Genomic DNA, 25,890 nt, shown 5'->3' with positions numbered 1-25,890 from the left:
CCGCAACGGGCCAGAGCGCTGGACAACAGAAATGACCCAACAGAATTCGTTCGCCACCCTCGTGGTCACCGCCGTGCTGGGCGTCGGCCTGATGGCTGTCAGTGCCCCGGCGTCTGCCGGTCTGCGGGACAGCTTCGCGTCCAGCCGCACCTCCGCCCAGGAACAGGGCAAGCAGGGACAGGCGCAGATTCCGGTCTGCAGCAAGCCGCTCGGCTCGATCTCGGTGATCGAACCGGAGGACACGGTGAACTGGTGGACCGGCCAGCAGCTGCCGGCGCCGTCCAAGCTGATCAAAGTATTCGTCAACAAGTCCAAGTGCTTCACCCTGGTGGACCGCGGCGTGGGCATGGCCGCCGCACAGGCCGAACGCGCGCTGGCGTCGGAAGGCGAGCTGCGTGGCCGCTCGAACATCGGCAAGGGCCAGATCCGCGCTGCCGACTATGTCCTGGTGCCGGACCTGATCTCGCAGAACAACAATGCCAGCGGCAACGCCATCGGCGGCCTGCTGGGTGGGCTGATCGGCGGCAAGGCGGGCGCGGTGGTGGGTGGGCTGAACTTCCGTAGCAAGACGGCCGACGTCACCCTGACCCTGACCGATGTGCGTTCGTCCGAGCAGGTCGCCATCGTCGAGGGCAATTCCAAGAAGACCGACCTCGGCTGGGGCGCCAGTGGCGGCCTGTTCGGCGGCGGCGGCATCGGCGCGATGGGCGTGGGCGGTTATGCCAACACGGAGCTCGGCCAGGTGATCACCTTGGCCTACCTGCAGGCGTACACCAACATGGTGGCCGAGCTGGGTGGCCTGCCGGAGAACGCGTCCGCTGCCAACAGCAGCCAGGCGGTGACCATGCTGAAAGCCGGTCGTCTGCTGGCCAATGCGAAGGGCACCGGCGCGTCGGTACGCGACCTGGAGCCGGGCATGCTGCTGTACCCGACCGGCGTCAAGGAAGGCACCATGTGGGAAGTGGAAGATGAAATGGGCAACAAGGGCTGGGTCAATTCGACCTTGATGCAGCTGGCCAAGTAAGGGCAGTCACCTGCCGAACGCCCGCTGCGCTCGCCGACCATGGGTCGGCGCTACCCAGGATATCGGTAGCGCCGCGCCTCGCCCGGCGAACGCAGCGGGGTTCATCGCCCCCCTTGGGTTTGATCTTCACCAGCCCGATAATGGGCGGATGGAAATCAAATCCGACAATCCCGAACACGGCTTCCAGTTTCCCGGCACGTTCGAGCTCAGCGCCATGGGCCCGGCCAACTCCGGTCTTGAAGTGGAACTCCCCAGGCTGTTGCTTGCGGCCGGCATCGAGGTGCTGACCGAACAGATCAGCTGGAAACACTCGTCCAACGGCAAGTACGTGTCCGTGCGCATGGCGTTCGCCGCCCGCGACCGCGCCCAGTACGACCTGGCCCACGAGGTGCTGCGCGAGCACCCGGAAGTAAAGTGGACGATCTAGCGCCAACGGCGGTAGTGACGGCCGCTGGCCGTCGGCCGCAGCCTGCCATCGTCCGTGATCTCGGCCGCCAAGCGTACGAGCCGGTGTGGCGCGCAATGCAGCGTTTCACCGACGAACGAAGCGACGACACCCTGGATGAGCTGTGGGTGGTCGAGCACGATCCGGTGTTCACCCTCGGCCAGGCCGGCAAACCCGAACATGTGCTGGCCCCCGGCGACATCCCGGTAGTGCAGGTGGACCGCGGCGGGCAGGTGACCTATCACGGCCCCGGCCAGATCGTGGTCTACCCGCTGTTGCGACTGCCGCGGCTGGGCATCGGCGTGCGCGACTATGTGTGCCGGATCGAACAGGCCATCATCGATACGCTGGGCGAGTGGAACATCGGCGCCGAGCGCCGGGACGGCGCCCCCGGTGTGTACGTTGGCGGGGCGAAGGTCGCTGCGCTGGGTATCCGCGTGCGGCGTGGCTGCACGTTCCATGGCCTGGCCTTCAATGTCGCCATGGATCTGGAGCCGTTCCACCGCATCAACCCCTGTGGCTACGAAGGGCTGCGGGTGACCACGATGGTAGACTTGGGGGGTCCGTCCGGCCTGGCCGCCGTCACGCCGGTGCTGCTGGACCAGCTGGCCCGCCAGTTCGGCCTGCTGCTGCAGCCGACGCCGGACCTGCCCGATTTGTCCGCTTGACTTGAACTGACACCATGCGGCCGCGTTGCCGCCGGGAACATCATGACCGAACAGACTGCCCGCTCCATTCCCCTGCAGATGCTGCAGGGCGAACCCGCTCCCGCCGCCGCGCCCCTGCAGGCAGGCGTCAAACAGCTGGGCGGCGACAAGATCAACCGCTCGCCGGTGCAGTTCGCCGATGCCCCGGTGCTGCGCAAGCCGTCGTGGATCCGTGTGCGCATTCCTTCGGGCAATGCCGTGCAGAACCTGAAGGCCAAGCTGCGTGAGAACCGTCTGGTGACGGTCTGCGAAGAAGCCAGTTGCCCGAACATCCACGAGTGCTTCAGCCATGGCACGGCCACGTTCATGATCCTGGGCGAGGTCTGCACCCGACGCTGCTCGTTCTGCGACGTGGCGCATGGCCGGCCGAAGCCGCCCGATGCCAGTGAACCGGCGACCCTGGGCCAGACCGTGGCCGACATGGGGTTGAAGTATGTAGTGGTGACCAGCGTTGATCGCGATGACCTGCGCGACGGTGGTGCCCAGCACTTTGTGGATTGCATCACCGCCATCCGCGCGAAATCCCCGGGCACCCGTATCGAAGTGCTGACCCCGGACTTCCGGGGCAAGGGCCGCATGGAGCGCGCGTTGGAGATCCTGGCGCAGAACCCGCCGGATGTGTTCAACCACAACATCGAGACGGTGCCGGACCTGTACCGCAACGTGCGGCCGGGTGCGGACTACCAGTGGTCGCTGACCCTGCTGAAGAACTTCAAGGCGCAGCATCCGGGCGTGCCGACCAAGAGCGGCATCATGCTGGGGCTGGGCGAAGAGTTCGAGCAGATCAAGGCCACAATGCGTGACCTGCGTGCGCACGACGTGGACATGATCACCATCGGCCAGTACCTGCAGCCGACCGCCCACCACCATCCGGTGCTGAAGTACTGGACGCCGGAGGACTACAAGGCGCTGGAAGACTACGGCTACGCGCTGGGATTCAGCCATGTGGCGTCCGGCCCGATGGTGCGCTCGTCGTACCACGCCGACGTGCAGGCCAAGGGCGCTGGCGTCGCCTGACGCTCTGCGCCGCTGCGCTCGCCGACCATGGGTCGGCGCTACCAGGGATTGCTCGCCGACCCTGGGTCGGCGTTACCGGAGCTCAGCGACCCCTGGTCGGCGTGCGCAGCGGGCCGTTCGCGGAAAAGCCGCTCGTTCACAATTTGCTACAGGCACCGGTCTACGCTGGAAATCCGCGTTGCATGAACGCGGGTGACAAAGCGCGCAACTTTCGGCACTGTCGTGGTGTCTGAAATGCACGCAGTCTTCCTTTCGGCAAGGTGCCCTGAGCAACTCCATGAAATTCAAAGCCCCCGTATTCCTGATTGCCCTGGCACTGACTGCCCCGTTGTCGCTGGCCGCGCAGGCGGATGCCCCCGCGCTGCCGTCGGCGGCCACGGCCGATCAGGCGACCACCTCCAAGCTTGTGTATGGGCTGCTCTCCGACAGCCGGTACGCCTATCGGCCGCGTGCGCTCGACGAAGCCACGTCCAAGGACGTATTCAAGCGCTACCTGGAGTCGCTGGACGGCGGCAAGCAGTTCTTCACCCAGGCGGACGTGGCGAAATTCGCCCCGTTCGAGGCGGGCATCGCCACGGCCATCCGGGGCGGCGAGCTGGAGCCGGCTTTCCAGGTGTTCGCGGTGTACAAGCAGCGCGTTGCGCAGCGCGTGGGCTATGCCCGCAGCCTGCTCAAGCGCGAGCCTGATTTCAGCACCGACGAGCGGTTCGAGTACGACCGCAAGGATGTGCCGTGGGCGGCCAGTGACGCCGAGCTGGACGAGCTGTGGCGCAAGTCGGTCAAGAATGACTGGCTGCGACTGAAGCTGGCCGGCAAGAAGCCGGATGAGATCCGCACCACGCTGGACAAGCGTTACGCCACGCTGGAAAAGTCGGTGGGCGAGCTGAAGGGCGAGGACGTGTTCCAGTTCTTCCTCAACGCCTATACCAGTGCCGTCGACCCGCATACCGATTACTTCACCCCGCGCACGGCCGAGAACTTCAACCAGGCGATGTCGCTGTCGCTGGAAGGCATCGGCGCGCAGCTGCAGCGCCAGGACGACATGGTGGTGATCCGCGAGATCATTGCCGGCGGCCCGGCTGCAGTGAATGGCAAGCTCAAGCCCGGTGACCGCATCGTCGGCGTCGGCCAGGGCACCTCGGGTCCGATCGAAGATGTGATCGGCTGGCGTATCGACGACGTGGTCGCCAAGATCCGCGGCAGCAAGGACACCCAGGTGCGGTTGGAGTTCATCCCGGCCGAAGAGGGCGTGGACGGCAAGCACCACACGCTGGTGCTGACGCGCCAGAAGGTGCGCCTGGCCGAACAGGCTGCCAAGGGCGAAACCCTGACCATCCCGGGCAAGGACGGCGAGCCCGCGCGCAAGGTCGGCGTCATCAAGCTGCCCACGTTCTATCAGGATTTCGAAGGACGCCGTCGCAACGCGACCGACTACGCCTCCGCCACCCGCGACGTCGCCAAGCTGCTGGCCGGCTTCAAGACCGACAAGCTGGATGGTGTGGTGCTGGACCTGCGCAACAACGGCGGTGGTTCGCTGGACGAAGCGATCGAGCTCACCGGTCTGTTCATTGAACAGGGCCCGGTGGTGCAGGTGCGTGAGTCGGGTGGCCGCGTCACCGTCAACAGCGACCGCAGTGAAGTGGTGGCGTGGGACGGCCCGCTGGCGGTGTTGATCAACCGCGGCTCGGCCTCGGCGTCGGAGATCTTCGCCGGCGCCATCCAGGATTACGGCCGCGGGCTGGTGATCGGTGAAACAACCTTCGGCAAGGGCACGGTGCAGAACATCGTCGACCTGGATCGTTGGCCGAGTGGCGACAGCCAGCGCTTCGGCCAGGTGAAACTGACCATCGCCCAGTTCTTCCGCGTCAGCGGCAGCAGCACGCAGCACAAGGGCGTGGTGCCGGATCTGGCTTTCCCGGCCAGCGTGGATGCCAGCGAGTACGGCGAAAGCACCTACGACAACGCGTTGCCGTGGACCCGCATCGCCGCCGTGCCGCATACCCAGTACGGCAATTTTGGTCCGTTGCTGCCGAAGCTGGAAACCCGCCATGACACGCGCATCGCGGCCGACAAGGAGTTCCAGTGGTGGAACGAAGATGTCGAGCAGTTCCGTGCGGAGAAGGCGAAGAAGTACATCTCGCTGAACGAAGCGGAGCGTCGCACCGAGCGTGAACGCCAGGACAAGCAGCGCACGGACCGCCAGGCGGTACGCAAGGAGCTCGGGCTGGATCTGGATCCGCTGGCCGATGACAGCAACGATGACGGCCTGACCGGCAACGAGCGCGACATCGTCAAGGATGCCGCACGCGAAAAGGCCGCCGAGAAGCGCCCGGACCCGCTGCTGCGCGAGTCTGCTTCGATCCTGGCCGATGCCGTGAATCTGCTGGAAGTGGACCGCCCGCTGTCGGCCCAGGTGCTGCCGCAGTCCACCGGTGCTGGCCGCTGGGCAGACTGAGTAGTGAACCAGGGGCCCTTTCGCCACCGCGAAAGGGCCTTTCCCCCGGCATCCCTGACCTCACGCCAACAGGCACCCGGCTACCCTCATGCCGATGGATCTGCCCGGAGTTCCCATGCGCCCCTGCCTTCCGTTCCTCGCTGCCCTCACTACGCTGACGCTCAGCGCCTGCGGTGGCGGTCGTGCGGCTGACAGCATGCTGCTGCGCGAGTCGTTCGATTCCGGCGACATGTACTCCCGTACCGTCGATGGATCCCCCGGCGAAGCCTGCGAAGCGGCGCGCCGCACGTTGCTCAGCCAGGGGTATGCGATCGCGCGTGCCGACAACACTGCCGTGGAAGGCAGCAAGAACTTCCAACCGCGCGATGATGACCACGAGCAGCTGGTCCTGCGGATATCCTGCGCGCCGCGTGCCGACCAGGCACTGGTCTTCGTCAGCGCGGTGCAGGATCGCTATGCACTCAAGAAAAGCCCGACCTCGGCCAGCGTGGGCGTGGGTGCCTTGGGCTCGGTGTCGCTGCCTTTCGGCAGCAATGATGATTCGCTGGTCAAAGTAGCCAGCAGTACGGTGCAGGATGGCGATTTCTACGGTCGTTTCTTCCAGCGCCTGCAGCAGTACCTGCCGGTGACCGCCCCTGCGGCCGCCACGCCGTCGCCGCCGGCCGACACGGTGGACGACGGACTGCGCTGAGCATGCGCGCAGTAGCGAGCCTGCTGGGCGTGTTGCTGGCCATGCCGGCGATCGCTGCGCCCGTGCCTGCGGACTGCATGCAGGGGCTGCTGGAGCGGCTGGGATGGCGCTTCACGGATGCGTCGATCAGCACGCCTGTCGTACAGGGCGGGCCGGTCTGCACACGTGCTGACCTGCAGGACGCACGCGCCCACGGTGACCTCCAGGTGGTCCTGCCCCTGCAGTTGGACCCGCCCTCGCGGACGGCCCTCATGCAACAGCTTCTGGACGATCCCGCCACGCTGTGCGCCTATGCGATGCGCGTGGGTGACGCCGCGAGGCAGGCGGCCCACGCGCTTGAAGACAATGAAGGCTACCGGTTCTCCGGCCTCCAACTGGGCTGGATCGGTTTCGGTCTGCGGGGGGCGGCTGACCAGGGGTGGGAGCGCACGCGCAGCTTCGGCCGTGGCTACCAGCCTGTTGCCCGCAACAGCGCGGCAATGGACGCCTTCTACCACGGTGCGGTACGCAGCGAATGCGGGGTTGGCCGCCAGGTGGCCCAGCTGGCGACACAGCGCGAACTGCATGGCGATGCAGGCTTCGATCAGGCGTTCACTGCGGGCGAGGTGAGCATTGGCACCTTCGTTGGCCTGCACGACACCGACAGCATCCTGCTCGGCCGCCAGGCCACTGAACCGTTCGCGGATGGCAAAGCGGTGCGGACCGCGGCGATGGGGCGACAGGCGTTCATGGGCGCGCCGGGCTACATCACCCATGCCTTCGGCCGCGACACGCTGGATGACCTCAACAACCAGGCCGAGAACTTCATCGTGGTGGACGTGGGTGCCGAGGCCGCCGAGGCGCTGCGTGTGCACGGCGGACTGGGCTGGTATGACGAGCGCAACCAGGCGCTGTGGGCGCTGTCCGGGCAGATACCCCGACGCGGCGTGCGCTTCTTCGAGCGCCTGCTGGCGGAGCGCGATCCGTCGCTGCGCGCGTCGCTGACCGCGGACGAAGCCGCGCTGGTAGCGCGCATGGACGCCCTGCTGGACGATCCGTTCTACCGGCAGTTCCTGATCTTCGTCCACCCGCGCGGTATAAAACCCATCGGCTTCCATATCGCGCGCCTGCTGGACCGTAATCCGCGGACGCCGTTCACCGTGGAGCTGACGATGCACACACTGCACACCTCGCTGTATCGGCGCTGGCAGCAGGCGCAGTTGCGCCACTGCGCGGTGACCGGCATGCCAGGCAGCCTGACTTCTGATTCCGGATCGCAGGGCGCACCCCGCCCCGGTCCCCCAACGCAAAGGTGAAACAGATGGATATTGCAATGATCGGCCTGGGCCGGATGGGGGCCAACATGGCCCAGCGTCTGCAGCAGGGTGGCCACCGCGTCGTCGGCCACGATCCGATGGAAGCGGCACGTGCGCGCGCAGCGGAAACGGGCATGGCGGTGTTCGATTCGCTGGCCGCGGCCGTGGCGGCGTTGCCGGTACCGCGCGTGGTGTGGCTGATGGTGCCGGCCGGCGATACCGTGGACCAGACGTTGGCGCAGTTGGTGCCTCACCTTGCCGAGGGCGACGTGGTGATCGACGGGGGCAATTCCAACTATCAGGATTCCATCCGCCGTGCCCGTTCGCTGGCCGACGATGACATCTTCTATCTGGACTGCGGCACCAGCGGCGGCGTGTGGGGATTGCAGGAAGGCTACAGCCTGATGATCGGCGGCGATGCCGCAACAGCAGAAACGTTGGCGCCGATCTTCCAGACGTTGGCACCCGCCGCCGACAAGGGCTGGGCACGCGTGGGGCCCAGCGGGGCGGGGCATTACACCAAGATGATCCACAACGGCATCGAGTACGGAATGATGCAGGCCTATGCGGAGGGCTTCGCCTTGATGGAGCGCAAGGAAGCGTTGGAGCTGGACCTGGCCCAGGTGGCCGAGGTGTGGCGCCATGGCAGCGTGGTGCGCTCGTGGCTGCTGGATCTGAGCGCGAAGGCCCTGCAGGCAAATCCGTCGTTGGACGGTATCGCTCCCTACGTCGAAGACTCCGGCGAAGGACGCTGGACGGTCGCCGAGGCCATCGCGCTGGACGTGCCCGCGCCGGTCATCACCCTGGCCCTGCTCGAGCGCCTGCGTTCGCGGCAGTCGAACAGTTTCAGTGACCGTCTGTTGTCGGCGATGCGCAACGAGTTCGGCGGGCACGCCATCAAGAAAAGCTGATCCGCGAGGTAGCGCCGCGCCCTGCGCGGCGGATCCACGGCGCACCCCGAAACGCCGCCGAGCGTGGCTCGGCGCTACCCTGCAGGTTCCAGCCGGATGGTGCGGCCCTCGGCGGCGCTGCGCCTGCCCACATCCAATAGTTGCATCAGCTGCAGCGCCTGCCGTGGGGGGACCTCGGCCGTTGCATCGCCGCGGACCGCTGCCGCAAAGGCGGCGTAGATCCGGCGGTAGTCACCGGGCAGGTTGTCCACGGTACGGTGCTGCAGGTTGCCTTCGCCATCCACCCAGCTGTGCTCGCCATGGTGGGGATCCAGCCCCCAGCCCGGCGCCCCGGGCGCCTTTCCCGCAGCCAGTTGCGCTTCCTGCACGTCCAGCCCGTGCTTGATCCAGCTGCCCGCGCTGCCATGCACGGTGAAGCGCGGCGAGGGGACGCTGACCAGCGAGCCGGCATGCACGATGGCGCGCATGCGCGGGTAGTGCAGCACGGCATGCAGGTAGTCGATGCTGCCAGCCGCGCGCTGGCAGTCCAGGTCCGCGGTAATGGCCTGTGGCCAGCCGAACAGCTGCACCACCTGATCCAACAGGTGCGGACCCAGGTCATACCATAGGCCACCGCCAGGGAGATCGCGCTCGCGCCAGCGGTCACGTACCTGCGGCCGGAAGCGATCGAAATGCGAATGACATTCGGCGACGTCGCCCAGCTGGCCACTGTCCAGCACCGCCTTCAGCGTCAGAAAATCCGCGTCGAAGCGACGGTTCTGGAACACGGTGACACAGCGCTCCGCCTCCTCTGCCGCGCGCAGTACGGCCTCGGCCTGCGCCACATCCAGCGCGAAGGGCTTGTCCACCAGAACGTGCTTGCCGGCGCGCAGGGCGGCGATGGCCAGCGGGGCATGCTGGTCATTGGGCGTGGCGATCACCACCGCATCCACGGCGGGATCGTCGAACACATCGGACGGTTGCGCACGCACGTGCACGTCGGTGAAGTGTCGCCGCAGTTCATCGCGTCGCGAGCTGACCACGCTGTGCAGCGCCAACCCCGGTGTGTGCTGGATCAACGGGGCATGGAACACCCGTCCGGCGAGGCCGTAGCCGATCAAAGCAAGCTGGAGGTCGATCGCCATGGCGGTTCCTTCATGGGGGGGATGCCCAGCGTAACGGCCCCGGCGCCGAGGATGAAACATGAACGGTCGTCGCTGGCGGCGCGGTGGTTCACCCCGGCATGACGGCGCCCGCACACGGGCTGGACGCCCATTACGGGACACTTCACCCACCAACGAGGAGGACCGCACCATGAAGACGAACTCGAAACTGCTCACCGCGACCATCGGCCTGGGCATGCTGCTGGCAGCGCCGCTGGCGATGGCCAATGATCAGGACAAGAAGGACATGCATGCCGGCCACGACAAGACCCATGCAGATCGCCATGACTCCAACGAGCCGGTAACCGATACCTGGATCACCACCAAGGTGAAGGGTGACCTGGCGGTCAGCAGCAACGTTCCGGCTACCGATATCAGCGTCACCACCGTCAATGGTGTGGTGAGCCTGAGCGGCAACGTGGCCAACAAGGCCGAGCACGACAAGGCCGTGGCCACCGCCAAGAACATCAAGGGCGTGACCCGCGTGGATGCGGCGCAGCTGAAAGTTGCTGCAACCCCGATGAAGTAAGCCGTCTCCCGAGTGGCTGAACCTGCTTCATGACAAAGGCGCCTTCAAGGCGCCTTTGTCGTTGTTGACGCTGGCCGGGCCAGCCGACGCTTGGTCAAATGATCGGCTGTTTCGCTGATTGGACGTCGTGATGAAGCTTGTCGTTTCCACAGGGTCGGCAGTTGGCTCGGCGAACAGTGCGCCGCCGTCGGTGTCGCGCACTCAACCGACGGAGCATCGGCTGCTGCTGGTGGATGCTGGCAACGCCCCGCTGGCGATGCCCAGCGCAACCGTCCCGGTGAACGGAGCCAGCCGCGTCAACTGGCGGCGGGCACTTGTCGCGGTGACCACACTGGCCGCACTGGGTTCGATGGCCTATTGGACCTTCGGCAGTTCCATTTTCAACATGTCCGGACCGCAGGCTGCAGGCAGCCCCCAAGCCACACCCTCATCGCGCGCCGCACTCAGCTGGCGGCAAGCTGACCAGACCCTGCGCAAGTCGCACGGCTGACCCGGGTAGGTCTTGCACGGACGCCGTCACCCTGGACTATAGTGGCTTCACGCGAACCGCCGGGTGGGGCGGCGGGCACGCGAGGGGCGGCGACGTGGAGTGGGATAGGGGATCGGCCTAGGGAGGCCAGGTGACACCATGGCAGTAAAAGCGGCTGAAACAGGCGATCTGCGCATCCTGCTGGTCGAAGACATGCCTGAGGATGCGGACCGCGTCATTGCACAGATCCTCGCCGCCGGCATGCGGGCCAGCTTCCAGCGGGTGGAGGAAGAAGCGCAGTTGCTGGGCGCGCTGCAGGACTTCCAGCCCGATGTCGTGCTCGCGGAGCTGACCATGGCCGGTTTTTCCGGCTTCCGTGCCTTGGACGTGGTGCGACAGGTCCAGCCCGCCTTGCCGTTCCTGTTCCTGACCAGCACCACCGGCGAAGAGGCGGCGGTGGCTGCACTGCAACGGGGGGCCAACGACTACATTCTCAAGCACCAGCCTGCTCGCTTGCCGGCGGCAGTGTCGCGCGCCGTGCGCGATGCGCGTACCGAAAGCGACCGGGTGCGGGTGGAAGGCGAGTTGATGCGCGCGCAGCGCCTGGAGAGTCTTTCGCTGCTGGCGGCAGGGCTCAGCCACGACCTGCGCAACATCCTGCAGCCCCTGCTGATCATGCCGGAGCTGCTGAAGGCCCGCACCGACGATCCGCAACTGCGACACATGGCCGATGTCATCGCCGAGTGCGGGCGCCGTGGCCACGAAATGGCCGAATCGATGCTGTCGTTCGTGCGGGGGTCACGCAAGCCCAGCGAGCGGGTACCGGTGGGTCACTTGTTCGAGGCGGTGCAACTGCTGCTGCGAGGCAGCCTGCCTGCGGCCGTATCACTGGAGGTGCGGCAGGACGACCTCGACCTGACGGTGGAGGGCAACTTCACCGAACTGCAGCAGGTGCTGCTCAACCTCGCGTTGAATGCGCTGCAGGCCATGCCGCACGGGGGACGGCTGGGGCTTCGCGCCGAGCGCACGGGGCGCCATGAGGGCCGCTTCTGGTTGTGCATTACGGTCACCGACGAAGGCATCGGCATGGATGCCGGGACGCTCGCCCAGTTGTTCAGTCCTTTCTTCACCACCAAGCCCGACGGTACCGGCCTGGGGCTAACGTCGTGCAAGCGGATCATCGAAAGCTGCGGAGGGCGTATCGAGGTCACCAGCGTGGCGGGGCAGGGCACTCGCTTTGACCTGCACCTGCCCCTCAGTGATCCGTCCGAAGCGGATCAGGTGTCCCATCCGCCCGCAGTGCGCGGTACTGGCCCCGCCGTCCTGGTGGTGGATGGCGAGGCGACCCGCTTGTCTTTGTTGGGGAATGCGTTGTCCAGCCAAGGCTATCTGTTGCACCTCGCTTCCGATGGCGCCGCTGCGCTGCGGATGCTGCAGGCCAATGCGATGCCGGCGCTGGCCATCCTGGATGGGGGCGCTGCGTTGCTGCCTGCCCATGCACTGCTGGCCGAACTCGCCGCGCAGGGATTCCAAGGCACGGCGCTGCTGATGCTTGATGAAGGCGATGACGCCGAATTGTCCGTTGCCGAGGGCGTTGACGTGCACGTGCTGCGCAAGCCGCTGGACATGCAGCAGGTCTTCCACTCCGTGGCAACGGCATTGACGACGTAGCGCCAAGCACGTCCGGCGCGCACCGCCGCGTCGCTACATCTGCTGTTCCCAGGGGAACCGCGGCAAGGCGGCGACCGCCTGCTCCAGTCGGTGCGCCCAGTTGTGATGGATGTCCGCATACAAGGGCGAGTCGCCGCTCAGACGCAACTGCCCGCCGATGTGCAGTTCATCGCGGCGGATCAGCGTCAGGTCCAGGGGCAGGCCGACCGAAAGATTGGAACGGATGGTGGAATCCAGGGAAACCACGGCTGTCCGCGCTGCGTCATCCAGCCGGGTATGAGGCCGGATGATGCGGTCCAGGATCGGTTTGCCGTACTTGGATTCGCCGATCTGCAGGTAGGGCGTTTCAGGCGAAGCCGATATCGCATTTCCCAAGGGATACACCATGTACAGGCCTGGTCCCTCGCCGGCGATCTGCCCGCCAAGGATCAGCGTCGCCTGGGTATTGACCCCATCGTGCCCATGCTCCACGTCGCGGCACTTCACCTGGCTGTCCACCAGCAGGGCGCCGACGTACTCGGCGACTTCGAACAGGTGGCGCAGGCTGCGCAGGTTGGGCTCGCGCTGTTCCTCCACATCCCGTTGCAGGCGCGACACCAGCAACTGCGTGGTGGCGAGGTTGCCGGCAGCCATCAGCACGAAAACCGCTTGGCCCGGATAGTCGAAGACATGCAGCTTGCGATGTATGCGGACATCGTCAACCGATGCGTTGGTACGCGTGTCGGCGGCGAAGACCAGGCCCTCGTCCACCTCGATTCCGACGCAATAAGTCATTGGCATCGCCCCATCAAGTGCGGTCCAATGGTAAGGGTACTGCCGTTACGACGGCATTATCTCCCCCCCTCCCTCTGATGGATCGCATGACCACCGTGCTACTGAGCCTGGGCAGCAACATCCAGCCCCGCCGCCACCTGCATGCCGCTGTCGCGGCCCTGGCCGCACGTTTCGGCAACATTACCGTGTCGCCCGCCTACCGGATGGCGGCCGTGGGCTTTGATGGGCCTGCTTTCATCAACAATGCGGTGGCGATCGATACCGACCTGGACCTGGATGCGCTGGATGCATGGGCCCATGCGCTGGAAGACGAACACGGGCGTGATCGCAGCGGACCGCGGTTTTCCGACCGGACGCTGGACATCGATGTGGTGTTCTACGGCGACCTGATCGTCGAGGGCCCGGGCCATCTGCGCATTCCGCGGCCTGAACTCAAGCATGCCTTCGTGATGAAGCCGCTGGCCGATATCGCGCCGACCTTCGTTGACCCGGTCAGTGGCCTGACCCTGGCCGCCCTGTGGCGTGCCCACCGGCAATACGACGAAGCGTTTGATGTCGTGGAACTGGGTTCCGACGCCGAAGGGTGATGCTGCGCTCGACGGGCTCCCGTCCGTCACCGCGGGGGCTGACCCAGGCCGCGCTGCGCGCTCGCTGTAGCGCCGAGCCACGCTCGGCGGATGCCATCCGCCACCGCGATGCCTGACCCAGGCCGCGCTGTGCGTGTGCTGTAGCGCCGAGCCACGCTCGGCGGATGCCGTCCGTCACCGCGATGCCTGACCGAGGCCGCGCTGTGCGCTCGCTGTAGCGCCGAGCCACGCTCGGCGGATGCCGTCCGTCATCGCGATGCCTGACCCAGGCCGCGCTGTGCGCTCGCCGAGCACGGCTCGGCGCTACCGACAGCGGTGACTCAGGATAGGGTGCGCCCGCCATCCAGCCGCAGCGTGTGCCCGGTGACGAAACCCGCATCGGCAATCAGCCAGCGAACGGCTTCGGCGATTTCTTCAACCGTGCCGATCCGGGCCAGGGGCGTGCGCGCCAGCAGGGCTTCACGGGCAAAATCATCCTTGCCGCTCTCCGGCCACAGGATCGCGCCAGGCGCCACGGCGTTGACCCGCACCTTCGGCGCCAGCTCCAGCGCCAGCGAGCGCGTGGCCATCTCCAGCGCGGCCTTTGCCATGCTGTAGGCCGGATGGTCGCGCATCGGATCGGTGGCGTGCAGGTCGGTCAGGTTGACGATGCAGCCCAAGCTGCGGCGCAGGTGTGGCGCAGCCGCCTGGCCGAGCAGCAGCGGTGCCCGTGCGTTCACTGCGTACAGTTCGTCGATGGCCTCCGCTGTGATCTGCCCCAGCGGGGTCGGGAAGAACGTGGAGGCATTGTTGACCAGCGCGTCGAGCCGCCCGAAATGGGCCACGGCCTGCTCCACCAGATCCGGCAACGCCTCGGCATCGCGCAGGTCGGCCTGCAGCGCCAGCACGCTGCCCGGACGCGCCAGTTCGAACGCGAACGCCAGCTGCTGCAGTTCGTCACTGGAACGATGCGCATGCAGGACCACCCGATACCCCGACTGGTGCAGGTGACTGGCAATGGCCGCACCAATGCGGCGTGCGCTGCCGGTGATCAGGGCAACGGGGGCGGTGTCGGTCATCGGGTACTCCACGGCTCGGCTATCCTGTGCACCATTGTCACCGCAATTGAAGACGCCATGCAGTCCACGATCCCCCTGCCCGAAGCCGATGCCCTGGCCCACAGCGAACAACTGGCCGCCGCGCTGCGCGAAGAGATCCGCGCGCAGGGCGGGGCGATGCCCTTCTCGCGTTTCATGGAGCTGTGCCTGTATGCACCGGGCTGGGGGTACTACAGCGCCGGTGCCAGCAAATTCGGCGCCAGTGGCGACTTCACCACGGCCGCCGAAATGGGCGGGCTGTTCGCCGCCACGGTCGCCAATGCGCTGGCCCCGGTGCTGGGTCAGTTGGGCCCGCAGGCACGCCTGCTCGAACTCGGTGGCGGCAGCGGCGCGTTTGCCGAAGCCGTGCTGCTGCGGCTGGCGGAGCTGCAGGCATTACCGGCGCGCTACGCCATCCTGGAACCCAGTGCAGACCTGCGCCAGCGCCAGCGTGAGCGCCTGCAACAGAATCTCCCAGCGGACATCGGTAGCCGGGTGGAATGGCTGGACCGCCCCTTCGATGACGACTGGGAAGGCGTGGTGTTCGCCAACGAAGTCATCGATGCGCTGCCCACACCGCGCTTCCTGATCCGCGATGGCGAGGTGCATGAGGAAACGGTGCAGCTGGATGCGGACGGGCAGTTCATACGCGGCGCGCAACCGGCCGACATGCTGCTCAGCGGTGCCGTGCGGCACCTGGAGCGCTACCTCGATGCCCCCTTCGCCGAAGGCTACCGGTCCGAACTGTTACCGCAGCTGCCCTACTGGCTGCAGGCGGTGGCCGGCGGCTTGCAACGCGGCGCGATGTTGTTCGTGGATTATGGCTACACCCGGCGTGAGTATTACCTGCCCGAGCGGGACGATGGAACGGTTCGCGCCTTCTACCGCCACCATGTTCACAACGATGTCTACCTGTGGCCCGGGCTGCAGGACATCACCGCGTCGGTGGACTTCACCGCCATGGCCGAGGCGGGCCTGCATGCGGGTTTCGATCTCGCCGGTTACTGCAGCCAGGCCAGTTTTCTGCTCGGCAATGGGTTGGATCAGGTGCTGACCCTGGCCGACGAACGTACCGACGAAGTGGGGCGCGTGCAGCTGCGCGAGGAAGTGAAAAAGCTCACCTTGCCGAGCGGGATGGGCGAACGTTTCCAGGTCATCGGCCTGCAACGGGACATCGACTTCGAACCCGCCTTTGAACTGGGTGACCTGAGCTGGCGGCTGTGAGCAAGCCGTGGCTCAAGCCGCTGCGCCATCCCCGTTTCTGGCTGGCTGCCTGGTTGGCCGCCGTGCTGACGGTGATCGTGGTCTGCCTGATTCCGCCGCCTCCGCTGGCGCTGCCGCAGGGCAGTGACAAGGTGGAGCACTTCCTGGCGTATTTCCTGCTGGCGGGCAGCGCGGTGCAGCTGTTTCAGCGGGGACGTGCACTGACGTGGGTAGGCGCGGCCCTGGTGCTGATGGGCGTGGCTATCGAGATTGCTCAAGGCGCGTTGACCCAGACCCGCATGGCCGATCCGGCCGATGCGCTGGCCAACACGATCGGCGTACTGGCCGGCGTGGCCACGGCGTTGACACCGTGGCGCGACCTGCTGCTGCGCCTGCGCGGCTGAGGCGGACGCTGGCAGCGTCCGCCTCCTCCCGTTGCTGGCTCAGATCACGCAGCCTTGGGAAATGGTGATGGTGACATTCTCGCCATCGCGGACGGCATCTTCGATCGTGAAGAAGTCGGTCGTTGTGCCGGACAAGGAATCGCATTCTGCCCAGGCCTGCAGCTTGGCCTGGTTGACGACGTCGTAATAATGGAGATACGGACCGTAGGCGGTGCCGTACAGCATTCTGGTCTCTGCTGCCTCAGCGCTGCCCACCGCACTGAACGTGGATACACAGGCAAGCAGCAGCGTGCCGAGGATGGTCTTGTTCATTGTCTTTTCCAGCGTGTTGGAGCGGCGGAAATGCCGCTCCAACAGCCTGGATGAAGTGGACTGCATCATCTGTCAGCGCTTGCCGCGAATGCGCAGGCCGAAAGTGCCATTGTGGCGTAGCGATCAAGCTACGCCGCAGCGCTACTGGCTTGCCGTCATTCGGCCAGAGTTACTTCGTCCAGCACCCACATCGCCGGACGGGTGTCGCCGGTGAAGTTGATGCACAGATCGCCCTTGCCGGTGAGTCGCTTGGGCAACGCGGCTTCCAGGGTGATGAATCCATCGGCGCCCAGATTGGCGGGCAACGGGACTTCGGCAAGCGCCGGCCCGCTGCAGTCGCCGCGACGGATCTTCATCTCGCCGTGTGGGCGCGTGGCCGCCTCGAACTTTCGCTGCGGTTCGTCGTGGGCCAGTTGGAAGTAGTACGGGATGCGGCCGGCGCGGACCTTCAGCGTGCGGATACCGGTGAGGTCTGCATCGGCCCAGCGCCAGCATGGATTGAAGATGTTGACGTTGAACACGGCGCGCGGGCCATCGGCCGGACCATCATCTTCCAGCCGCAGCAGCAGCTGTCCGGGGCCCGGGCAGGTCAGCAGTTCATCATCGCGGCGGGTCAGCAGCGATCGGGCGGTGTAGGCCGCCTGGGTCGGTGCAGCCGCGAGCGGCTGGCCGTTGAAGAAAGCAGCCGCCTGCACGGTGACCGGTACGGTGGCCTGCAGCGGCGATGTGTACAGCGTCGCGTCGGCGGTGACCGGCTGGCCATCGGTGCGATAGCGCACCTCGTAGCCCAGTGGATTTGCCAGGCGGACCTGCACGCTGCCGGTACGGCGGTCGTCCTGGTGGTCCACCGCCACCTCGAAGGGCGTCTGCGCATAGGCCAGCCCCCACGCGCGGTAGCGCTGCAGCTGTGCGGGCAGACGGGCCAGGAAGTCGCGGAAATCACGTTGCTGCACCGGGCTCCAGCCGGTTTCGGCAACGGCGGCCAGGCGCGGGAACAGGTTGTGCTGCAGGCGCGCATGGGTGCGCGTGTGCTCGGTGAACATGTTGGCCTGCAGGCCCAGGATATGGTGCTGCTTGTCCGCCGCCAGCGTGGCCGGGACCGGTTCGAAAGCGTAGGTGCGTGCCAGCGTGGTCAGCAGGGGCCGACCCGGTGGTTCGTTGGGCGATGCCGTCTGCAGGTAGTCCATGTACATGTCGGTGACCGGCGACATCACCACATCGTGGCCTTCGCTGGCCGCCTTCAATCCCCCTTCGGTGCCACGCCAGGACATCACCGTGGCCTGCGGCGGCAGCCCGCCTTCGAGAATCTCATCCCAGCCGATCAATCGGCGGTCGTGCTGTTCCAGGAAGGTCTCCAGGCGTTTGATCAGATGGCTCTGCATCTGCATTTCATCGGTCGCCCCCAGTTCCTTCATGCGCTGCTGGACGCGTGCCGAAGCGATCCATTGATCCTTTACGGCCTCATCGCCGCCGACGTGCACATAGGCCGCCGGGAAGAGATCGATCACTTCCTCCAGCACGTTTTCCAGGAAGACGAAGGTGCTCTCCTCGGTGTTGAACAGATTCGGGAACACGCCCCATTCGCTCAACGGCTGCAGCGGGGTGTCCAGTACGCCCAGTTCCGGATACGCGGCGATGGCGGCCGTCGCATGCCCCGGCACGTCGATCTCCGGGATCACCTGGATGTGCAGCGCCGCGGCGTAGGCGATGACCTCGCGGATCTGCTGCTGGGTATAGAAGCCGCAGTAAGGACGGGGGGCGCCGGTGACCGCATCGCGTCCGCCGTCGCCGGCCGGAATCCGGCAGCTGCCGACTTCGGTCAGCTTCGGGTAGCGCTTGATCTCCATGCGCCAGCCCTGGTCATCGGTGAGATGCCAGTGGAAGGTGTTGAGCTTGTGCGCGGCCATTGCATCAAGCACCTGCTTGATCTCGTCCAGGCTCTGGAAATGGCGCGCCGAATCGAGCATCAAGCCACGCCAGGTGAAACGGGGGGCATCCTCGATACGCACCGGTGGCACCAACCCGTTGCTGCCACCGGTGGCGAGCTGCGCGAGCGTAGTGGCGCCATAGAACAGGCCGGCTTCGCTGGTCGCCCGCACGGTGATGCCGCGGGCCGTGGATTCCAGTACATAGCGCTCATCCGGTGTCGCCGGCAGACGCGTGGCCGGGGCGCTGCGGTCCAGCACAAAGCGCACGCCGCCTTGGGCGGTGACCTTCCCCGGCACCAGCGTGGGGCCACCACTGCGTGCAAGCAGATCAGCGAACTGCGCGGCCACGCGCCGTGCGGCGGTTCCCTCGGCCTGCAGGGACGTCGCGGCGGTGATCGTGAAGCCCTCGCCGGTGGTGCGATGCACCTGCGCCGGGGCGGGGATGACCATCACGCTGCCGCTGCGCAGTTGCGGGCCGGGTGCGTTGTCGATCGCGGGTGGGTCGTTGGCCAGAGCCAGCGGCGCGAACGCCATGCTCAGCAGCAGCGGTGCCAGGGATACCAGACGCATCAGAACAGACTCCTGTGAAGGGCGACCTGCGGGGCGTCGCCGTTTTTCCAAACCCCCTCATGCAACGGGCCCGGATGACCGGGCCCGTTGCGAGGGAACAACGTCAGCTTAGAACTTGAAGTGCACGGTCGCCATGTAGCGGCGGCCGCTCTTGTACTTGCCCGCCAGGTGCTCCTTGTCGCCGAGGTACTGGAAGTAGGTCTCGTCCAGCAGGTTCTGCGCGTCCACGTTGAGCGACCAGTTGTCGTTGAACGTATAGCCGATGCTGGCGCCCAGTTCGGCGTAGTCGTCCACGCTTGCCGGTGCCGCACCCGCGACGTAGCCACCGGCCAGGTAGCTGTCACGCCAGTTGTAGGTCAGGCGTGCGTTGAGCGGGCCTTTCTCGAAGTACGGGCTGAAGGCAATCGAGTTGCGCGACTGGTAGGGCAGCGGATCGCCGCTGTTGTTCTCGCCGTTGGCATAGGTGTAGTTGGCGGTCAGGCCGAAGCCGCTGTCGCCGAACGGCTGCTGCAGGCTGAGGTTGAAGCCCTTGACGTGGCCGCTGCCGGCATTGCGCGGACGCTGGATGCTGTAATCGCAGTAGCCATCCACGGTGCAGCCGTTGGTGCCAACCACGCTGGCCCAGGTGGTGGGCGAGGTATCGCGGATCGAGTTGTACTGGCGCTCGATGGTGGCGGAGGTGTCGATGTAGTTGTCGATCTTCTTGTAGAACACCGACCACGCAGCGACCGCCTGCGGCGCGTAGTAGTACTCCGCCGATACGTTGAAGTTCCAGGATTCGTACGGCGACAGTGCAGCATTGCCGCCGGAGCCGGTCAGCTGGGTGTCGTTGAGGAAGGTGTTGTTGACCATCTGGTTGTACGGCGCCCAGGCGATCACCTTCGCGGCGGAGAAGCGGAACACCCAGTCGCTGTCGGTATCCCAGGCCACGCTCAGCGAGGGCAGGACGAAGTCTTCCTTCTTCGTCTGCGTCTGCCACTTGCTGTCCAGGTCGGTCAGCGTGGGGGTGCCGCCGTAGACGAAGCCGCTGCCCTGGGTCTTGGAGTCGACGTAGCGCACGCCGACGTTGCCGCGCATCGGACCGTTGGAGAAGTTCAACTGAGCATAGGCTGCGTTGTTGGTCTGCTCCAGGGCCCAGCTGTTGTTGAGGTAGCTGGACGGATCCGGATTGGCGAAGTCCAGCGGGCTGCCCTTGACCCAGGCGAGCACGTTGTCACGGCCGACCTGGATGTGGCGAGCCTGGTCATCACCGAAGCCCTGGATGTCAGTCAGGCCGATCGTGCCGACGTCGACCAGGTTGCCGGTACGCACGCCGCCATACACGTTGAGCTCGAAGTTCTCTTCATGCTTGCCGTGGCGTACGCCGAACTGCAGCTGGTTGAAGATGCTGTCGAACTGCACATTGAAGTCCAGCTGCGCGTAGGTGTCCTTGCTTTCGGTGGCGAACACGCCGTTGTTGCCGAGCCAGCCGCCGGGTGCGCCCCAGTTGGCCGGGTCGCGTGCAGCGGCGGGATCATCGAAGCTCAGCCCCTTGTCCAGGCTCCAGCCGTAGGCCCCGTTGTAGACGGGCTCGATGAAGTACTGCGCCAGGTTCTTGTTCTCGGACTTGCTCTGTCCCGCCTGGCCGCTGACACCCCAGGTCTCGCCTTTCCAGGCACCGCGCAGGTCCAGGCCCTTGGTGGTGACTTCGGATTCGCGCACGTTGTTGTCATAGATGACCGTGCCGCTGGTGAGATCGCTGTTGGCCCCGGAATGGCCCGTGGTGGCGACCCCGTTGCGCACGCCGCCCAGCGTATCGACCGCGTTGCGCGTGCCATCGTTCCAGGTCAGGAAGGAGTACATCGACTGGTTGTAGTTGTCGAAGTTCTCCTTGATGTACAGACCGCTGAGGTTGAACTCCAGGTCTTCGTTCGGCTTGAACTGCAGGTTCACCACGGCACTGTCGCGCTTGCGTTCCTGCTGGAACCACGCCGCGTTGATGGAGTTGGGCACGTCCACGTCCGGCGCCACACCGGTGGCGTTGGGGAAGCTGCTGGCCTTGGCGTAGCCGAACACTTCGGTGCCCTGGCGGTCGACGGCTTCTTCATAGTGCTGCGCGGATACCGCGATGCCGAAGGTCTCGTCATCGGTCTTCCAGCTGTAGAGTGCTGCCGCGTTCGGCTTGCCCTCGCTGGCCTGCTGGCTGTAGCTGTAGCCCACCGAAGCGGCGACTTCATTCTTCTTCAGGTCCAGCGGCTGGCGCGTGTGCATCAACACGGTGCCGCCCAGGCTGCCTTCGGTCAGGCGTGCTTCGGACGATTTGATGATCTCCGCACGGCCGAGGATCTGCGGCGACAACAGGGTGTAATCGAAGCCGCGATTGGGCTGCTCGCCGTACAGCCAGATTGCCTGCGCGACGGGGTGGCCATCCAGGAAGGACAGGTTGAGGCTGGGATCGGTGCCATCGATGCTGACCCGCTCGCCCTGGCCGAAGCGGCGGTCCAGGGTCACGCCCGGGATCTGCGACAGCGCTTCAGCGACGTTCGTGCTGGGGAACTTGCCGATGTCCTCGGCGGTGATCGCTTCGGAGATGCCTACGTTGTTGCGCTTGGTGTCGAGCGATTTCTCCAGGCTGGCACGGATGCCGACCACGGTGATCGTGTCGAGGTCCTGCGGGGTCTGCTGGGCATGGGCGGCGAAGGCCAGGCAACTGACGACGGCGGCCGAAAGTACGGACTTGCGGGTATTCATGATGTCTCTCCTCATCACTCGATGTTCGCCTCGTCGGCGCGTGGTTGCTGCTGTCGTGCGATCGCGCCGCGGCCGGCGTGATCGGGTAGTCCGGGTGGTGCGTACGGCGTGTTCCGGTGCTGCATGTTCGGTGCTGCCTGCACGCGCCTGCGCGCGCTGCAGCGGTCAGCGGGATTGCTGGCCCAGGTACCAGCTGGCGGCGCCGATCACGCCCAGCTGGCCGTGCTCGACCACCTTCACCGGGATCCGTTGCAGCGCTTCGCTCATCGGACCCTTGTTGAGATAGCGCGCGACGAAGGTGCTGGCGCGCAGGAAATCGCGGATCTGCGGCAGGATGCCGCCGGCGAGGTAAACCCCGCCGTGGGCGCCATACAGCAGGGCCATGTCACCGATGGTGCTGCCGAGCAGTCCACAGAAGACTTCGAGCGCCCTGCGTGCCTGCGCATCGGTGCCCGCCACCGCAGCGGCTGTCACGGCGTCGGGCGTGCGCAGTGTGGCGGGCTGGCCTTCCACGGCGCACACCGCGGTATAGAGGTTGATCAGTCCGGGACCTGACAGGGCGTGTTCCACCGACACATGCGACCGTGCGCGCAGCATGTGGCGCAGGATCGCCATTTCCAGTTCATCGCTGGTGGCAAGGCTGGCCTGTCCGGCCTCAGTGGCCAGGACCACCGGACCATGGGCCGTGGGGATCCAGAGCGCCGCACCCAGCCCGGTGCCGGGCCCGACCACCAGGGTCGGTCCGCGCGGCGCGCTTTCGGGTCCACACAGGTGAAGCACGCCACTGGCATCCACCTGGGCGGCGGCATGGGCGACGGCTTCGAAATCGTTGACGATATGTACGTGCTGCACGCCGGTATCGGTCTCGAGCTGGCGGGCCGACAGCGGCCACGGCACATTGGCGGTGATCACCGTGCCGTCTTCGCGGGCGTAACCCGCAGTGGCCACAACGCAATGAGCGGGGCGGGTGCTGTCGCCGAGGAAATCCGAAAGAATGGCAGCCAGTCCCGGATGGTCGACGTTGCGGTACTTGCGGTAATCCAGCAGACGGACCGGATGGGCGTCGTCGCCGCTGGCCTGCACGCGGGCCACCCGTACATGGGTTCCGCCGACATCTGCGGCCAGGAAGCTCGGCGCAGCGCTGGACAGCACGTGGGCGGGGGCGGGATGGCTGGCAGCGGTCACGCGGGCTCCTGCAGGGTGCGGATCGAGAATGACCCGCGGTTGAAGCGGAATATGGCGCTCTGTTGACAACGATGTCAACGAACCTGTGAATATTTCGTTGCTGCGCTGCAAGAGATTGTTTTGACCGGAAACGATTACATTGCTGGCAAGCAGCGGCGGGAGAAGCGCCTTCCACATCAGTGGCACAGGGCCTTCTACGTATTCAGATCGAAATCCTGTGTCGCATGTGGCGCTGCAGCATCCGGGGTGACAGCAGCGCGAGCAAGTTGACAAATCCCCCGCGCTCGTCGAAAGAATGTGACAACGTTGTTCCCAGCCATTCGTCGACGACGCAGACCGCGGCGTCGCAGCAGGAGCCTTGCCGATGTCCGCTGTCCCCGCTGCACCTGCACGTACCAGCGTCACGACCTCCATCGCCATCGTCGGCGTCCTGTTCTTCCTGATCGGTTTCTTCACCTGGCTCAACGGGCCGCTGATCACCTTCGTCAAGCTGGCCTTCGAGCTGGACGAAGTCGGCGCGTTCCTGGTGCTGATGGTGTTCTATCTGTCGTACTTCTTCCTCGCCCTGCCGTCGTCGTGGATCCTGCGCCGCACCGGCATGAAGAAGGGACTGAGCCTGAGCCTGCTGGTGATGGCGGCCGGCGCCGCCTTGTTCGGCGAGTTCGCCACGCAGCGCTGGTATCCCGGTGCGCTGGGCGGCCTGTTCGTGATCGGCAGTGGCCTGGCGCTGCTGCAGACTGCGATCAATCCCTACATCAGCATCCTCGGGCCGATCGAAACGGCCGCGCGACGCATCGCGATGATGGGCATCTGCAACAAGATCGCGGGCATGCTGGCCCCGCTGCTGATCGGCACTTTGGTGCTGCATGGGATAGGGGATCTGTCCACTGCGGTGGAACAGGCGGACGCAGCGACCCGGGCGACCTTGCTCAACGAGTTCGCTGCGAAGATCCATGCGCCTTACCTGGGCATGGCGGCGCTGCTGGTGGTGCTGGCGGTGGCCGTGCTGTTCTCGCCGCTGCCCGAGCTGAAGACCGCTGAAGCCAATGCCAGTCCCGCCGGCAAGGGCGGCGTGGAGCGCAGCAGCATTTTCCAGTTCCCGCACCTGTGGCTGGGCGTGCTGTGCCTGTTCGTCTACGTGGGCGTGGAGGTGATGGCCGGTGATGCCATCGGCACCTACGGCCACAGCTTCGACCTGCCGCTGGACCAGACCAAGATGTTCACCTCGCTCACCCTGGGCGCGATGCTGGTGGGCTATGTGGTTGGCCTGCTGCTGATTCCCAAGGTGGTCTCGCAGTCGCGTTACCTGAGCATCTCCGCCTGCCTGGGCGTGCTGTTCTGCCTGGGGGCCTACTTCACCCACGGCTATGCCTCGGTGGCCTTCGTGGCCCTGCTCGGGTTCGCCAACGCCATGATGTGGCCGGCCATCTTCCCGCTCGCCATCCGTGGGTTGGGACGCTTCACGGAAACCGGATCGGCGCTGCTGGTGATGGGTATCGCCGGCGGCGCGATCATCCCGCAGGCATTCGCGGTGCTGAAGCAGCATGCGGACTTCCAGCTGGTGTTCCTGCTGCTGATGGTGCCGTGCTACCTGTACATCCTGTTCTACTCGGTGATCGGCCATCGCGCCGGCCTGCCGCGCGATGCGGCCTGATCGGCGATCATGGACGCACCAGACCAACCGCGGGGAACGGCAATGCGCAGAGCGACCATCAAGGACGTCGCCGAAAAGGCGAAGGTTTCGCTGAAGACCGTATCGCGTGTCATCAACAACGAACCATCGGTGATGCAGGCCACCCGTGCGCGCGTGCTGCGCGCCGTGGCGGAACTGGACTACGAGCCCGATCCGTCGGCACGCAACCTGCGCAGCGGCACGACCTTCGTGGTCGGGCTGGTCTACGACAACCCCAATCCGTACCACATCATCGGCGTACAGAACGGCGTGCTGGCGGCGTGCCGGGAAACCGGCTTCGGCCTGCAGATCCATCCCTGCGACTCCAGCTCGCCGATGCTTGCCGAGGAGCTGGCGGACTGGGTGGCGCGTTCGCGGCTGGCCGGACTGGTGCTGACTGCCCCGATGTCCGAGCGCCGCGACCTGGTGCAGGCACTGACCGCGCGTGGCATCAAGCTGGTGCGCATCATCGCGGCCACCGAAGACCCGGCCGATGGCGCATGCGTGTTCGTCGACGACCGCGAAGCGGCCTATGAGGTGACCGAGCACCTGATCCAGCTGGGCCACCAGCGCATCGGCTTCCTTTGGGGTGGCAGTTCGCACCGGTCCTCGGTGGAGCGGCACGCCGGCTACGAAGCCGCACTGAAGGACTACGGCATGACCGTGGACAAGCATCTGGTGGTGCAGGGCGATTACACCTTCGACGACGGATTCCGCGGTGCTCGGCGGCTGCTGGCGCTGCGTGAACCGCCGACGGCGATCTTCGGCTCCAACGACGAAATCGCGGCCGGCGTGCTTGCCGCTGCAAAGTCGGCTGGCATGAACGTGCCTTACGACCTGTCGATCGCCGGTTTCGAAGACAGTCCGTTCTCGCGGCAGTCGTGGCCGCCGCTGACCACGGCCAAACAGGCAACCGAGGACATCGCCCGCCACGCCGCGCGCCTGTTGATCGCGCAACTGCGCAGCGACGCCTACGACGACACGCCGTCACCGCTGCACAACCAGGGCTTCGTGCCGCAGCTGGTGGTGCGCGGATCCACTGCGCCGATGCGTCCGTCGGCAACACGCACCCTTCCTTCCGATCCTCCCTGAG

General features: G+C 66.0%; 23 protein-coding genes. 16 read left to right on the top strand and 7 right to left on the bottom strand.

Annotated elements, in window-relative coordinates:
- The first annotated feature begins 31 nt into the window (after window positions 1-31).
- The 8 genes from IFT58_RS05265 to gnd all read left to right on the top strand — a co-directional run bounded on the left by IFT58_RS05265 (window position 32) and on the right by gnd (window position 8,545).
- The gene (locus tag IFT58_RS05265; RefSeq protein ID WP_188326155.1) at window positions 32-1,024 is read left to right on the top strand and encodes a CsgG/HfaB family protein; all 993 of its coding nucleotides are present in this window, start codon (window positions 32-34) and stop codon (window positions 1,022-1,024) included.
- Window positions 1,025-1,172: 148 nt separating this feature from the next.
- Window positions 1,173-1,451, top strand: a complete 279-nt coding sequence (locus IFT58_RS05260; protein WP_192081249.1) for a DUF493 family protein — start codon at window positions 1,173-1,175, stop codon at window positions 1,449-1,451.
- A gap of 14 nt (window positions 1,452-1,465) precedes the next feature.
- A complete protein-coding gene (lipB, locus tag IFT58_RS05255) occupies window positions 1,466-2,137 on the top strand; it encodes a lipoyl(octanoyl) transferase LipB (RefSeq protein ID WP_192094181.1) in 672 nt (223 codons plus the stop codon).
- Window positions 2,138-2,179: 42 nt separating this feature from the next.
- Entirely contained in the window at window positions 2,180-3,193 is a 1,014-nt protein-coding gene (gene lipA, locus IFT58_RS05250; RefSeq protein WP_188326157.1) for a lipoyl synthase, read from the top strand.
- Window positions 3,194-3,470: 277 nt separating this feature from the next.
- Window positions 3,471-5,648: a carboxy terminal-processing peptidase gene (locus tag IFT58_RS05245; protein ID WP_192081251.1), complete on the top strand. Its 2,178-nt coding sequence runs from the start codon at window positions 3,471-3,473 to the stop codon at window positions 5,646-5,648.
- A gap of 115 nt (window positions 5,649-5,763) precedes the next feature.
- The gene (locus IFT58_RS05240) at window positions 5,764-6,339 is read left to right on the top strand and encodes a DUF2242 domain-containing protein (protein WP_192081252.1); all 576 of its coding nucleotides are present in this window, start codon (window positions 5,764-5,766) and stop codon (window positions 6,337-6,339) included.
- Window positions 6,340-6,341: 2 nt separating this feature from the next.
- Window positions 6,342-7,634, top strand: coding sequence for a hypothetical protein (locus IFT58_RS05235; protein WP_192094092.1), 1,293 nt, complete (start codon window positions 6,342-6,344; stop codon window positions 7,632-7,634).
- Between the two features lie 5 nt (window positions 7,635-7,639).
- Window positions 7,640-8,545, top strand: a complete 906-nt coding sequence (gnd, locus tag IFT58_RS05230; protein ID WP_188326161.1) for a phosphogluconate dehydrogenase (NAD(+)-dependent, decarboxylating) — start codon at window positions 7,640-7,642, stop codon at window positions 8,543-8,545.
- A 74-nt stretch (window positions 8,546-8,619) separates the two neighbouring features.
- Here gnd and IFT58_RS05225 read toward each other — a convergent pair whose 3' ends face one another.
- Window positions 8,620-9,669 (bottom strand): oxidoreductase, encoded by a 1,050-nt coding sequence (locus tag IFT58_RS05225; protein ID WP_192094091.1) that lies wholly within the window; start codon window positions 9,667-9,669, stop codon window positions 8,620-8,622.
- A gap of 169 nt (window positions 9,670-9,838) precedes the next feature.
- Between IFT58_RS05225 and IFT58_RS05220 the strand changes: the two genes are divergently transcribed.
- The 3 genes from IFT58_RS05220 (at window position 9,839) to IFT58_RS05210 (ending at window position 12,356) form a co-directional block, all read left to right on the top strand.
- Complete coding sequence (locus IFT58_RS05220) at window positions 9,839-10,216, top strand: BON domain-containing protein (RefSeq protein WP_188326163.1); 378 nt, start codon at window positions 9,839-9,841, stop codon at window positions 10,214-10,216.
- A gap of 130 nt (window positions 10,217-10,346) precedes the next feature.
- Window positions 10,347-10,706: a hypothetical protein gene (locus IFT58_RS05215; RefSeq protein WP_192081255.1), complete on the top strand. Its 360-nt coding sequence runs from the start codon at window positions 10,347-10,349 to the stop codon at window positions 10,704-10,706.
- A 138-nt stretch (window positions 10,707-10,844) separates the two neighbouring features.
- On the top strand, window positions 10,845-12,356 hold the full coding sequence (locus IFT58_RS05210; RefSeq protein WP_192094090.1) for an ATP-binding protein: 1,512 nt from the start codon (window positions 10,845-10,847) through the stop codon (window positions 12,354-12,356).
- Window positions 12,357-12,389: 33 nt separating this feature from the next.
- On the opposite strand, the gene IFT58_RS05205 is transcribed toward IFT58_RS05210, so the two are convergent.
- Window positions 12,390-13,130 carry a 20S proteasome subunit A/B gene (locus IFT58_RS05205; RefSeq protein WP_192094089.1) on the bottom strand — a complete coding sequence of 247 codons (741 nt, stop codon included), beginning with the start codon at window positions 13,128-13,130 and terminating at the stop codon, window positions 12,390-12,392.
- Window positions 13,131-13,216: 86 nt separating this feature from the next.
- On the opposite strand from IFT58_RS05205, the gene folK reads away from it, so the two are divergent.
- Entirely contained in the window at window positions 13,217-13,717 is a 501-nt protein-coding gene (gene folK, locus IFT58_RS05200; protein WP_192081257.1) for a 2-amino-4-hydroxy-6-hydroxymethyldihydropteridine diphosphokinase, read from the top strand.
- A 320-nt stretch (window positions 13,718-14,037) separates the two neighbouring features.
- Here folK and IFT58_RS05195 read toward each other — a convergent pair whose 3' ends face one another.
- Window positions 14,038-14,775: a pteridine reductase gene (locus IFT58_RS05195; RefSeq protein WP_188326168.1), complete on the bottom strand. Its 738-nt coding sequence runs from the start codon at window positions 14,773-14,775 to the stop codon at window positions 14,038-14,040.
- Between the two features lie 57 nt (window positions 14,776-14,832).
- On the opposite strand from IFT58_RS05195, the gene IFT58_RS05190 reads away from it, so the two are divergent.
- Together IFT58_RS05190 and IFT58_RS05185 are read left to right on the top strand one after the other, a co-directional pair.
- Window positions 14,833-16,017, top strand: a complete 1,185-nt coding sequence (locus IFT58_RS05190; protein ID WP_192081259.1) for an SAM-dependent methyltransferase — start codon at window positions 14,833-14,835, stop codon at window positions 16,015-16,017.
- A complete protein-coding gene (locus IFT58_RS05185) occupies window positions 16,005-16,400 on the top strand; it encodes a VanZ family protein (RefSeq protein WP_192081355.1) in 396 nt (131 codons plus the stop codon). The genes IFT58_RS05190 and IFT58_RS05185 overlap by 13 nt, the downstream gene beginning before the upstream one ends.
- A 39-nt stretch (window positions 16,401-16,439) precedes the next feature.
- Here IFT58_RS05185 and IFT58_RS05180 read toward each other — a convergent pair whose 3' ends face one another.
- The 4 genes from IFT58_RS05180 to IFT58_RS05165 form a co-directional block, all read right to left on the bottom strand.
- Window positions 16,440-16,712 (bottom strand): hypothetical protein, encoded by a 273-nt coding sequence (locus IFT58_RS05180; RefSeq protein ID WP_188326171.1) that lies wholly within the window; start codon window positions 16,710-16,712, stop codon window positions 16,440-16,442.
- A 155-nt stretch (window positions 16,713-16,867) separates the two neighbouring features.
- Window positions 16,868-19,210, bottom strand: coding sequence for a family 20 glycosylhydrolase (locus IFT58_RS05175; protein ID WP_192081260.1), 2,343 nt, complete (start codon window positions 19,208-19,210; stop codon window positions 16,868-16,870).
- A 108-nt stretch (window positions 19,211-19,318) separates the two neighbouring features.
- Complete coding sequence (locus tag IFT58_RS05170) at window positions 19,319-21,940, bottom strand: TonB-dependent receptor (protein WP_192081261.1); 2,622 nt, start codon at window positions 21,938-21,940, stop codon at window positions 19,319-19,321.
- Window positions 21,941-22,105: 165 nt separating this feature from the next.
- Window positions 22,106-23,125 carry a glucokinase family protein gene (locus tag IFT58_RS05165; RefSeq protein WP_188326174.1) on the bottom strand — a complete coding sequence of 340 codons (1,020 nt, stop codon included), beginning with the start codon at window positions 23,123-23,125 and terminating at the stop codon, window positions 22,106-22,108.
- Between the two features lie 364 nt (window positions 23,126-23,489).
- On the opposite strand from IFT58_RS05165, the gene IFT58_RS05160 reads away from it, so the two are divergent.
- Window positions 23,490-24,779 (top strand): sugar MFS transporter, encoded by a 1,290-nt coding sequence (locus IFT58_RS05160; protein ID WP_188326175.1) that lies wholly within the window; start codon window positions 23,490-23,492, stop codon window positions 24,777-24,779.
- A 42-nt stretch (window positions 24,780-24,821) separates the two neighbouring features.
- The gene (locus IFT58_RS05155) at window positions 24,822-25,889 is read left to right on the top strand and encodes a LacI family DNA-binding transcriptional regulator (protein ID WP_188326176.1); all 1,068 of its coding nucleotides are present in this window, start codon (window positions 24,822-24,824) and stop codon (window positions 25,887-25,889) included.
- Window position 25,890 lies beyond the last annotated feature (1 nt).

The sequence above is a fragment of the Stenotrophomonas sp. CFBP 13718 genome (genome assembly GCF_014842145.1).
Lineage (GTDB): Bacteria > Pseudomonadota > Gammaproteobacteria > Xanthomonadales > Xanthomonadaceae > Stenotrophomonas.
The sequence above is the reverse complement of the archived record's forward strand: the minus strand, read 5'-3'. Positions and strand labels throughout refer to the sequence as shown.

What these genes read in the sequence shown, in the direction of transcription:
- IFT58_RS05265 (WP_188326155.1), top strand. Translation starts at nt 32, where the DNA reads ATGACCCAACAGAATTCGTTCGCCACCCTCGTGGTCACCGCCGTGCTG.
- IFT58_RS05260 (WP_192081249.1), top strand. Translation starts at nt 1,173, where the DNA reads ATGGAAATCAAATCCGACAATCCCGAACACGGCTTCCAGTTTCCCGGC.
- lipA (WP_188326157.1), top strand. Translation starts at nt 2,180, where the DNA reads ATGACCGAACAGACTGCCCGCTCCATTCCCCTGCAGATGCTGCAGGGC.
- IFT58_RS05245 (WP_192081251.1), top strand. Translation starts at nt 3,471, where the DNA reads ATGAAATTCAAAGCCCCCGTATTCCTGATTGCCCTGGCACTGACTGCC.
- IFT58_RS05240 (WP_192081252.1), top strand. Translation starts at nt 5,764, where the DNA reads ATGCGCCCCTGCCTTCCGTTCCTCGCTGCCCTCACTACGCTGACGCTC.
- IFT58_RS05235 (WP_192094092.1), top strand. Translation starts at nt 6,342, where the DNA reads ATGCGCGCAGTAGCGAGCCTGCTGGGCGTGTTGCTGGCCATGCCGGCG.
- gnd (WP_188326161.1), top strand. Translation starts at nt 7,640, where the DNA reads ATGGATATTGCAATGATCGGCCTGGGCCGGATGGGGGCCAACATGGCC.
- IFT58_RS05225 (WP_192094091.1), bottom strand. Translation starts at nt 9,669, where the DNA reads ATGGCGATCGACCTCCAGCTTGCTTTGATCGGCTACGGCCTCGCCGGA.
- IFT58_RS05220 (WP_188326163.1), top strand. Translation starts at nt 9,839, where the DNA reads ATGAAGACGAACTCGAAACTGCTCACCGCGACCATCGGCCTGGGCATG.
- IFT58_RS05215 (WP_192081255.1), top strand. Translation starts at nt 10,347, where the DNA reads ATGAAGCTTGTCGTTTCCACAGGGTCGGCAGTTGGCTCGGCGAACAGT.
- IFT58_RS05210 (WP_192094090.1), top strand. Translation starts at nt 10,845, where the DNA reads ATGGCAGTAAAAGCGGCTGAAACAGGCGATCTGCGCATCCTGCTGGTC.
- IFT58_RS05205 (WP_192094089.1), bottom strand. Translation starts at nt 13,130, where the DNA reads ATGACTTATTGCGTCGGAATCGAGGTGGACGAGGGCCTGGTCTTCGCC.
- folK (WP_192081257.1), top strand. Translation starts at nt 13,217, where the DNA reads ATGACCACCGTGCTACTGAGCCTGGGCAGCAACATCCAGCCCCGCCGC.
- IFT58_RS05195 (WP_188326168.1), bottom strand. Translation starts at nt 14,775, where the DNA reads ATGACCGACACCGCCCCCGTTGCCCTGATCACCGGCAGCGCACGCCGC.
- IFT58_RS05190 (WP_192081259.1), top strand. Translation starts at nt 14,833, where the DNA reads ATGCAGTCCACGATCCCCCTGCCCGAAGCCGATGCCCTGGCCCACAGC.
- IFT58_RS05180 (WP_188326171.1), bottom strand. Translation starts at nt 16,712, where the DNA reads ATGAACAAGACCATCCTCGGCACGCTGCTGCTTGCCTGTGTATCCACG.
- IFT58_RS05175 (WP_192081260.1), bottom strand. Translation starts at nt 19,210, where the DNA reads ATGCGTCTGGTATCCCTGGCACCGCTGCTGCTGAGCATGGCGTTCGCG.
- IFT58_RS05170 (WP_192081261.1), bottom strand. Translation starts at nt 21,940, where the DNA reads ATGAATACCCGCAAGTCCGTACTTTCGGCCGCCGTCGTCAGTTGCCTG.
- IFT58_RS05160 (WP_188326175.1), top strand. Translation starts at nt 23,490, where the DNA reads ATGTCCGCTGTCCCCGCTGCACCTGCACGTACCAGCGTCACGACCTCC.
- IFT58_RS05155 (WP_188326176.1), top strand. Translation starts at nt 24,822, where the DNA reads ATGCGCAGAGCGACCATCAAGGACGTCGCCGAAAAGGCGAAGGTTTCG.